We start from the raw sequence: 8882 nt of genomic DNA, 5'->3' as shown, positions 1-8882 counted from the left end.
TGTTCGCGATGACCGGCCGTTTGGCGGCACGGATCCGCCGGCGGCCCTGTTCTACTACTCACGCAACCGGGCTGGAGAACATCCGCAAAGCCATCTTGCCGGCTATGTGGGCCTCATGCAGGCCGATGCCTTCGATGGATATAACCAGCTCTACAAGGCCCAAAGGAAGCCAGCTCCGATCCTTGAAGCGGCCTGTTGGAGCCACGGCCGCAGAAAGTTCTTCGACCTGGCGAAATCTGGAGAGGCGCCGATTGCCAGCGAGGCCGTGCGACGCATCGATATCCTGTTCGAGATCGAGCGCACCATCAACGGCAAAACGCCGGAACAGCGGCTTGCGGCACGTCGTGATAAGTCGAGGCCGATCGTCGCCGATCTCGAAATCTGGATGCGCCAGCAGCGAACCTTGCTCTCATCAGGCAACGATACTGCAAAGGCGATCAACTACCTGCTCAACCGCTGGGCGGCGTTCACCCGCTTCCTGGACGATGGCCGCATCTGCCTCTCGAACAACGCTGCCGAACGAGCGTTACGCGGTGTGGCTGTCGGAAGACGAAATTGGACCTTCGCCGGTTCAGATGCTGGCGGCAATCGTGCCGCCGCTGTCTATACCCTGATCGAAACCTGCAAGATGAACGACGTTGATCCGCAAGCCTGGCTCGCTGACGTGTTGGCCAGGCTTCCAGATCACCCCGTCAACAGAGTCGCCGACCTGCTCCCGTGGAATTGGAAGGCGACCCAACAGTCCAAGGCGGCTGCTGCCTGAGGCGCCGCGGCAGACCGGCGCGACTGCCCGGGGTGCTGGCCGGATGCGTACTGCCCTCCAGCAGGTAGCCAAGCTGGGCTGGAGTAATTGTCACGACGCCATCAACCGGCGATGGCCACAGGAAGCGGCCGCGCTCCAGCCGCTTGGCATAAAGCGACATGCCCAGTCCATCGTGCCAAAGGATCTTGATCAGCTTGCCGCTTTTGCCACGGAACACATAGAGGTCGCCGCCGTGCGGGTCTCGCTTAAAGGCTTCCTGCACCAGTAAGCCCAGCGAGTTCATGCCCCGACGCATATCGGTGTGGCCGGTCGCAATCCAAACCCGTACGCCTGACGCAATAGGGATCACCGTAGGCGTCCATCTGCCAGCGCCGCCACTGCGGCCTTCAGCGTGGCCGCGTCGACCGTACCCGTGATCCGCATCCGAGCCCCGGCAGCAAACTCGATCTCGATCGTCCCGCCGCTGCTGGCCGGCGCGACTGGACAGGGCGCCGGACCTGATTCCGCCACCACCATCGCCGGTACGAAGCCAGGTTGATGGGCGGCATCCTTCGGCTCAGGCCGAAACGACCGTCGCCATCGCAGCAGCAGTGAGCGCGAAACGCCATATCGCCGCGCCGTCGCAGCGACCTGGCGCGGCGCTTGTAAGCTCTCCAGGACGATCTTGAGCTTCTCATCCTCGGACCAGCGCCGCCGCCGGCCTGTGTCCACTACTTCGAGCCGTTCGACTTGGGCACTGCGCCTATCACTGTCCATAAGGACAGTTCTCAACAACACGCCTCATTCGGCAAGGCGGCTTTCACCGGAAGCATACCCGATGGTCGCATCGAGCTCGACTCCAACATCGTCGAACGCGCCATCAGGAAACCACGACACTGTGGCTTCGCTTAATAGGCGTGGTCACCAGCAAGCGTTGCAAAAGTCCCGGTTTTACTGGCGCTAGAGCATGTTGTTTTTTTCCAGAATCGGGATTGAACGAAGCCGCTGGCGCGGCATTGAATTTGTTGCTGGAGTGGGAGTGCCAACAACCTTCTTGCGGTCGGCAGGCCTCGAATGAATGGACCCGTGCAGTCGGATCGACAATGAGAACGACCAACGACATCTCGCTACGTCCAAGGGACGATACCGCGGCGCCCCTCTGCAATTCCCTCGTTGAAGGCCGTTACCGGGCTTCTCGCGCCAGGGTTGTCAGGAGTGACTTTTCCGCCACCCTAACCCATTGACAGCACATACGCTCAACAACCTACTTTCCCCAAGCAGCAACATCCGTGCCATATCGCGCAAGTTGCGCATGCGTTTGAGCCTGGCGATCGTCCAAGATCATCGGCCTTGAATCTCGCCCGTTGCTCGGGCGTGGCAGCGGCTCGTTCAATCCGGCTTCTATGAGGTCGCACGTCACGACAGAGCGCGCGGCTCGCGCGTGCCACGCGACCTCACAGAACCCTCCAGATTCCCAGAGGAGACAATTTCTGATTCAAACTCCATGCAGGGGTCCGGGGGCCAGCACGGATGACGCGACCCTATTCGGAAGACCTTGCTGAACTTGCTCTGGCGAGGGCTGACGCGGGTGAGACGGTTCGTTCGATTGCAAATGCGCTTCAGATCAGTCCTTCCTGTGTGACGAAGTGGAAGAATCTTCGGCGGGAGACCGAGGCGTTTCTCCGGGCAAGATCGGCGGTCACAAGAAGCCGGTTCTATCCGGCACCAACGCCGACTGGCTACGCAAACGCATTCGCTCCGGACCGTTCGCTTTGCGGAAGCCGACGCAGGAACTCGCTGCGCGCGCGATCAAAACTGACGTGCGGGCGGTATGGACGTTCGCTCACGCCGAGGGGCTGAGCTTCAAAAAAAAACGCTCCGGCCGGCCGAACAAGACCGCCCTGATATCGCGCGTAAACGGACGCGCTGGAAGGCCCATCAGGGCAAGATCGAGGCCTCACGCCTGGTCTTTATCGACGAGACCTGGATCAAAACCAACATGGCGCCACTGCGCGGCTGAGACCGAGTGGGCAGCGACTTGAAGCATCTGCGCCTTTTGGCCACTGGAAGACCATGACCTTCATCGCGGCGCTGCGCCACGACCGGATCAGCGCGCCGTGGGTCATCGATGGTCCCATCAATGGTGAGCTCTTCACGCTCTACGTCGAGAAAGTGTTGGCGCCCACCTTGGCAAAAGGCGAGGTCGTCATCCTCGACAACCTCGGCAAAGGGCAAGGCTGCCCGCAACGCCATCCGCGCCAGAGGAGCGCATCTACTCTTCCTGCCGCCCTACAGCCCCGACCTCAATCCGATCGAGCAGGTCTTCGCCAAGCTCAAACACCTGATGCGAGCCGCGCAGACACGTGATGTCGAAGCAACTTGGCGCAAGGTCGGCGAACTCCTCGATATCTTCTCCAAAGAGGAGTGCGCCAACTATCTCAAAAACTCAGGCTATGTTTCCGTATAAATGCATCATGCTCTAAGTATCCAGAGGACGGTCGCCGGGCACGAGAAGACCCGGTTCCGTGGCCGTGATCGGATCGGCCTTTACCTTCCGCTGCTGCCGTCTAGAATTTTGTGCGGCTGCCCAAGCTGATCGCGGAGGCCGGCCGATGGCCAAGGTGCCCGGCTTCGCCAAGGCGTTTTTCCGGCCGCTGGCGCATCGTCGAGATGGACAATTGGGACAGCGAGTTCCTCGATCCGTTGAAGAGGCGCATCTCACGTTCGGCGTCAAGTCCGACGGTGAAATTGCCTTCCGTGTGCTGAAGGGCTTTCTCGATGTCCGCTACGGCGCGCGAGACGGTTCGCCCTGCGCGGAGTTCTCATGGGAAGCCCACGACGAGAATGACACAGTCTGCGGTCGCGGATGGGTTATGATCGGCACTGCGGACAGGCTCGTCGGCCACTTCTACATCCACAATGGCGACGAATTCAAGCTTCGTTTGCTGGTCGACTTACCAGGGTAAGGTGCTACGTGCGTTGCTTATCGCGGAAGAATTCGGAATTGGGGAGATGTCCCGATCGCTGTTGAACTACGTCGGGGCGACGTTGCCAGAACGAATGTTACGCGGCCCTCGTGACGTGGGCAACGGGCTTGATCGTCATACGATCGTGGTGAGCTTGAAGGGCCGCACGCAGAACCGACAATTGCTTATGCGCCTTCAATCGTCGGAAGCCCTTGTTGGCCTCGATCATGCCGGCCGCGACCCATCGCAAGGCCATACCGGCATCTCGCCAGAGTTTGACGTTGCGCGTGACGCGGCGAATGGTGCCCATCATGTTCTCGGCGATGTTGGTACAGGCGAGCGATCGACGAAGCTCCTTCGGCAGCTTCAACCGGACGACAGTCAGGATCTCGTCGAGGCCTTCGAGGATGCTGGCCGCTACGCCGGGCCATTGCTGGTCGAGTCGACGCGCGAGATTGCGGATCAATTTTTCAGCCTTGTCGGCGTCATCGAGCTCCCAGGCCTGGCGTAGCACCCGACGGGTGGCCGCATGGTGCTCTTTCGGCAGGCGTTCCATGATGTTGCGCGCCTTGTGGATCTGGCAGCGCTGGATCGCGGCGGCCGAACCGAAGGTGCGGTGGATCGCCTTCGACAACGCTTTCGCGCCGTCGACGATGAACAGTCTTGGCACCATCGGGTCGAGCCCGCGCGAAACCAGGTTGTCCAGCAGGGCCTGAACCGTTGCGGCGTTCTCAGTCGCCCCTTCCACCAGCGCCAGCGGATGCTTGTTGCCTTCGCTGTCAACCCCGATCGCGGCGACCAGCACGAGATCGTCGCCGAGATGCAGCCCGTCGATTTGGACCACCAGAAGGTCGAGCGCGGACAGATCGGTAGCCATGAAGTCCGCCAGCCGCGCCGCCGACAGCGCCACAAACCTCCGCGAGGCCGCCGACTTCGAAACCCCCGATCCGGGCGGTGCCGGCACGTCACCCTCGGGCAGCCGGACAGCGCGGCCGAACCGGCGCGTCGACACATTGATCAGCATCAGGTTCATCGCCCAGCGACCGTGCCAGTCCTCCTGCGCTGCCGTTTCCCAGCTCGGGATCGCGACCTCGCGGCCGTCCACGCCCCGGACCCGCGGGCGCTCGACCTCGATCTTGCCGCCGTGGAAGCCGATCCGTCCCCAAGTTCGGCCCCAACGGTGCGCCCGCCGAGCCGCGTCGCGACCGTGGCGCGGCCCGCAGGCCGCCGTGACATCCGCCTCCATCATCGTGCCGAGCGCCTCGATCCCTGCCGCCGGGCAGAACCGATCGAAGCTTGCCCGCACTTCTGCAAACGCTTCGTCCACAGCCCCGGTCGCCGGCGAACCAGCCGGTGTGATATCTCTCGTCATGGCGTTGCTCTCCTTTGTGGAATCAGCACCCCGAGCCTAGCGGCTCAAGGTGGGCAACGCCGACCTCTTCAGAAATTCAACAGAACCCGGGACATCCCCCGGAATTGGTCCGCATCGCATTAACGGATGAACACGGAATGTTTGCTCTCACCGGTAAACTGAGGCTGAGTAATCGACCTCGTCACCGAAAATGAAGGTCCGCCGAGTTCTTTGTACTTTGTATCGTCTCGCATGTGATGGGACACATAATTAGCCAAGGCGCCGTACGTCGGGCTTGAATCTGCTTGGAAGAACACGCTGAAGATGTTTATGTCAGTGATGTTAAAGCCGCGTCAGTGTAGGCTTTGCGCGTTGTATCAGAACACAAGATGAGAAAACGCGAAGTGCATTGGAGCGGAGCAAGATCGTGGCATTTAATCCTCTGATGGATGCTCAATTGGAACGGCAAAGCCTGCCTTCACGCGGTCCAACACAACCATTGTCCTGACTGCCTTAATATTCGAATTATCATAGAAGAATCGCCGCGTGAACTGCTCGTAGTCGTCCATTGTACGCGCCGTAATGTATAGCACGAAATCAGCATCGCCGGTGACGTAATATCCATTCACGACTTCAGCTGACGATTTTATGGCGTTCTTGAACCTGTCGACAATTTCGGAACTCTCCCGCTCTATGCTCACCAGCACAAGCAGTTGAATAGGTCTTCCTGCCGCCTTTGCTGAAACGATCGATACATCGGCCTCGATAATTCCTTCCGAGCGGAGTCTCTTGAGCCGCCGTTGGCAGGCGGTAGCGGAAAGCCCCGCCAGTTCGCCTATGACTTCGGAAGTGAGGCGATTGTTCTTTTGAACGATCTCGAGGATGCGAGCGTCTAATCGATCATATTGCATAGTCGGCCCTTTCTTGATCTGCTTCGCGAATAGCTGTTGTTTTGCACGAAATCTTCGAATCACGGAAAAGACGACGTAAATGACGTATTGCCGATCTCGGTGTCCTGCGTGTCATCCCGCCCAATTGACCGCATCTTGACCGTCAAGGGCTCCGTCGCTGAGCTCCGGCGGGATGTGCCAGAAGTACTCTTCGGCCTTAGTCGAAATTCGTCGAAGAGGGCCGTTTGAACGCGCAATTTAGGCGCAAGAGCGCGATTTTTAGGCGCCGGAGCACGGTTGATTGCACCATAGTTGAACTTGTCGTTAGCGTCGCAATATTGGCGCGATTGGCGCGTCGCAAGACGGGTCAGGACATAAGGTCTGTCATTGCGGTGGAATACTGAATCTGGGGCGGCCGACACCTAATTCGTTGACGGCTTTCCGATAAGGGCTCTGGGCCACGGCTGGCGATACTGATCGTGCTGAGATCGAAGAAATCGGCGAGGTGTTCATCACCTCGATTGCCGGTGGCGCTGCGGCGTGGCACGTCTCGGCGACGCCGTGCTGCCGTCAGCCGCGGCTCATCGATATCCAAAGGTAATAAAATGATTCAAATTGGCCGACTGCGGTCATCTCTCCGCGATAGGAAATGAGGCATGGAACGACGACTTCGCGAGCGGCTTCGTGGCGATCTCAGCGAGCTGTCGTCACGCAAACTTCTGAAACTCGAGCAGGAGGTCGCCTCACCGCAGTCCGCACACATCCACCTTAGTGCACTGGGCGAGCGCGACGTCCTCAACATGTGCGCCAACAACTATCTCGGCTTGGCGAACCACAAATCGCTGGTGCGAGTCGCGCATGCGGGTCTCGAACGGTACGGATTTGGAATGTCATCGGTGCGCTTCATCTGTGGCACGCATTCTGTTCATCGAGTCTTGAAAAGAGACTTGCAGACTACCTTCGGACAGAAGATGCGATCCTATTTGGGTCGTGCTTCGATGCAAATGGGGGCCTGTTTGAAGCGTTGCTCGATGCAGACGACGCGGTAATCAGCGACAGGTTGAATCATGCGAGCATCATCGACGGGATTAGGCTCTGCAGAGCGAAGCGTTTCCGCTATGCAAACAACGACATGGACGAACTTGAGCAGGCATTGCGCGAGGCCAGTCTCTGCCGAGCCGTGCTCGTTGTCACCGATGGCGTGTTTTCCATGGACGGTACAACCGCGGACCTGCCCGGGATCTGCGGCCTCGCGAAACGCTATGGTGCCTTGGTCATGGTGGACGACTCCCACGCGGTGGGGTTTGTTGGTCCGCAAGGGCGTGGAACGCCAGCTCTGCACAGGCTGGAAGATCAAGTTGATATCCTCACCGGCACGCTCGGTAAGGCGCTAGGCGGCGCATCGGGCGGGTACGTCTCGGGTCGTGCTGAGATCATTGCATGGTTGCGACAGCGCGCGCGCCCGTACCTTTTCTCGAACTCGTTGATGCCAGCGCTTTGCGAGGCTTCGTTGGTTGCCATCGACTTGGCGGAAAACGGAGACGATCTTCGGCAAAATCTCGCTGCTCGCACAGGTCAGCTTCGCCAAGGTTTGGGCGATCTGGGGTTTCAAATTTCCGGCCGGGATCATCCCATTGTGCCCGTGATGACCGGTGACGCTGCGATTGCCGTCCAGATTGCTGACTTTTTGTTACGACTCGACATCCTCGTCGTTCCCTTCTCGTACCCCGTGGTGCCCGAAGGCGCCGCGCGGATTCGTATGCAGGTGAGTGCGGCGCATAGTGCACAGGACATAGAAAGGGTCATAGCTGCATTTCGATTAGCCCCGAGAAACGGGCAGTGAAACATGATGATCACTCGACGCATGGCCCGATCCGCCGGCCCTACGGACACACACTGTGCCAACCCTGACGCCGCCGGCCGCATGGTGAAATCCGGCGACCTCCGCGTCTTCGATCCGAGCCGGACAGCGGCGTGGCCGGCCATGCCGCGCAGATTCCGCCACCATCTAGATCCTGATGGGGTCGTACGAGCAGCGCCCGAGCTACATGTGCTGGGTGCTATCAAGAAACATAGAGTAAGATAAGCTGGGCAAGATAGCGCATTATTGACTGAATCAACCTCAGCTGCTGACGTATCAGGTGCTTCGCCAATGGCGTGCTAGCATACGCGAATCGACTGCGATCTCCAGCAAACGAGATGAAGGTTCGTCCGGAAGAGAACCAGTTCGAGCCGCCAGTCGATCAGGACGCTCAGGCCATTGGAAGGGACCCTCAGGGTGAGGTTGGATCGGATCCCGGCTCCGTCGAGCCGGCACTCGACGAGCTCAAAAAGCATGCCCAATAAATCTGCCTCTCTTCCACAAGATTTTGAAACGCCATGAAGCGACCCCAGCTCAAGGCGAGCCTCGTACGCCAACATGGGCTCGAGACTGGGTGAGTTCTTCCTCTTGAGAACGAAAGAGCCTTGCGATGAAACATGCCGTCTTCGCCTTCTGCACTACTCCCGAAAAGGATCCGGTGGCGCGTCACATCCTGGATGCGCTTAAGGCTGAGTGCACTCTGGTGCCCACTGGAGCGGGGGTGGACGGGCATGCGGTCCTCGAAGTTCCAGGCCGGTCTGAGGCGAGGATGTCAATCCTGACGACGGACGAACTCGTCACGTACGATTATCCGCGCTACGCACCGATCTTAAACAACCGCTTCGCGGATGCCGATGTCATCGGTATCGTGAATTGGCACGAGGGTGTGAATGCGCCAAATTCGATTTTCACGGTTCAAACGACCGGCGACCTGGCGACTGGTACCTTCAGTCCCGTTGACCCCCCGGATCACGCGGGGACTTCTTCTCGCCCTCGAAGACGAGCGCATGGCCTCTGGTCTTGATAAGTTTCAGACCTACTTGGAGGCGACGCACTGGTCGGGTGTTAAGGT

The 8882-nt window shown here is 59.4% G+C and carries 6 protein-coding genes and 3 pseudogenes; 5 read left to right on the top strand and 4 right to left on the bottom strand.

What is annotated here, in order from left to right:
- The coding region (gene tnpC, locus H8A95_RS39795; protein ID WP_229188006.1) for an IS66 family transposase at window positions 1-763 on the top strand (763 nt) is incomplete at its 5' end.
- Here the strand turns inward: tnpC and tnpB are convergent.
- Both tnpB and tnpA read right to left on the bottom strand, forming a co-directional pair.
- Window positions 693-1046: an IS66 family insertion sequence element accessory protein TnpB gene (gene tnpB / locus H8A95_RS39790; protein WP_420839528.1), complete on the bottom strand. Its 354-nt coding sequence runs from the start codon at window positions 1044-1046 to the stop codon at window positions 693-695. The genes tnpC and tnpB overlap by 71 nt on opposite strands.
- A 62-nt stretch (window positions 1047-1108) precedes the next feature.
- Window positions 1109-1474: an IS66-like element accessory protein TnpA gene (gene tnpA, locus H8A95_RS39785; protein WP_229188004.1), complete on the bottom strand. Its 366-nt coding sequence runs from the start codon at window positions 1472-1474 to the stop codon at window positions 1109-1111.
- A gap of 798 nt (window positions 1475-2272) precedes the next feature.
- On the opposite strand from tnpA, the pseudogene H8A95_RS39780 reads away from it, so the two are divergent.
- Window positions 2273-3209 (top strand): annotated as a pseudogene (locus tag H8A95_RS39780) (IS630 family transposase).
- Window positions 3210-3354: 145 nt separating this feature from the next.
- A pseudogene (locus H8A95_RS39775) lies at window positions 3355-3672 on the top strand (hypothetical protein); the annotation flags it as partial.
- 133 nt (window positions 3673-3805) lie between these two features.
- Here the strand turns inward: H8A95_RS39775 and H8A95_RS39770 are convergent.
- Complete coding sequence (locus H8A95_RS39770) at window positions 3806-5080, bottom strand: IS256 family transposase (RefSeq protein ID WP_229188002.1); 1275 nt, start codon at window positions 5078-5080, stop codon at window positions 3806-3808.
- A gap of 413 nt (window positions 5081-5493) precedes the next feature.
- Window positions 5494-5970 carry an Lrp/AsnC family transcriptional regulator gene (locus H8A95_RS39765; protein WP_229188001.1) on the bottom strand — a complete coding sequence of 159 codons (477 nt, stop codon included), beginning with the start codon at window positions 5968-5970 and terminating at the stop codon, window positions 5494-5496.
- Window positions 5971-6605: 635 nt separating this feature from the next.
- Between H8A95_RS39765 and H8A95_RS39760 the strand changes: the two are divergent.
- Both H8A95_RS39760 and H8A95_RS39755 read left to right on the top strand, forming a co-directional pair.
- Window positions 6606-7792 (top strand): annotated as a pseudogene (locus H8A95_RS39760) (glycine C-acetyltransferase).
- 628 nt (window positions 7793-8420) lie between these two features.
- On the top strand, window positions 8421-8834 hold the full coding sequence (locus H8A95_RS39755; protein ID WP_229188000.1) for a hypothetical protein: 414 nt from the start codon (window positions 8421-8423) through the stop codon (window positions 8832-8834).
- Window positions 8835-8882: the final 48 nt, after the last annotated feature.

This window comes from Bradyrhizobium oropedii (genome assembly GCF_020889685.1).
In the GTDB taxonomy this organism is placed as follows: domain Bacteria; phylum Pseudomonadota; class Alphaproteobacteria; order Rhizobiales; family Xanthobacteraceae; genus Bradyrhizobium; species Bradyrhizobium oropedii.
Note: the sequence above shows the minus strand (reverse complement) of the source record. Positions and strands in the feature narration are given on the sequence as shown.

What these genes read in the sequence shown, in the direction of transcription:
- H8A95_RS39770 (WP_229188002.1), bottom strand. Translation starts at nt 5,080, where the DNA reads ATGACGAGAGATATCACACCGGCTGGTTCGCCGGCGACCGGGGCTGTG.
- H8A95_RS39765 (WP_229188001.1), bottom strand. Translation starts at nt 5,970, where the DNA reads ATGCAATATGATCGATTAGACGCTCGCATCCTCGAGATCGTTCAAAAG.
- H8A95_RS39755 (WP_229188000.1), top strand. Translation starts at nt 8,421, where the DNA reads ATGAAACATGCCGTCTTCGCCTTCTGCACTACTCCCGAAAAGGATCCG.
- tnpB (WP_420839528.1), bottom strand. Translation starts at nt 1,046, where the DNA reads ATGAACTCGCTGGGCTTACTGGTGCAGGAAGCCTTTAAGCGAGACCCG.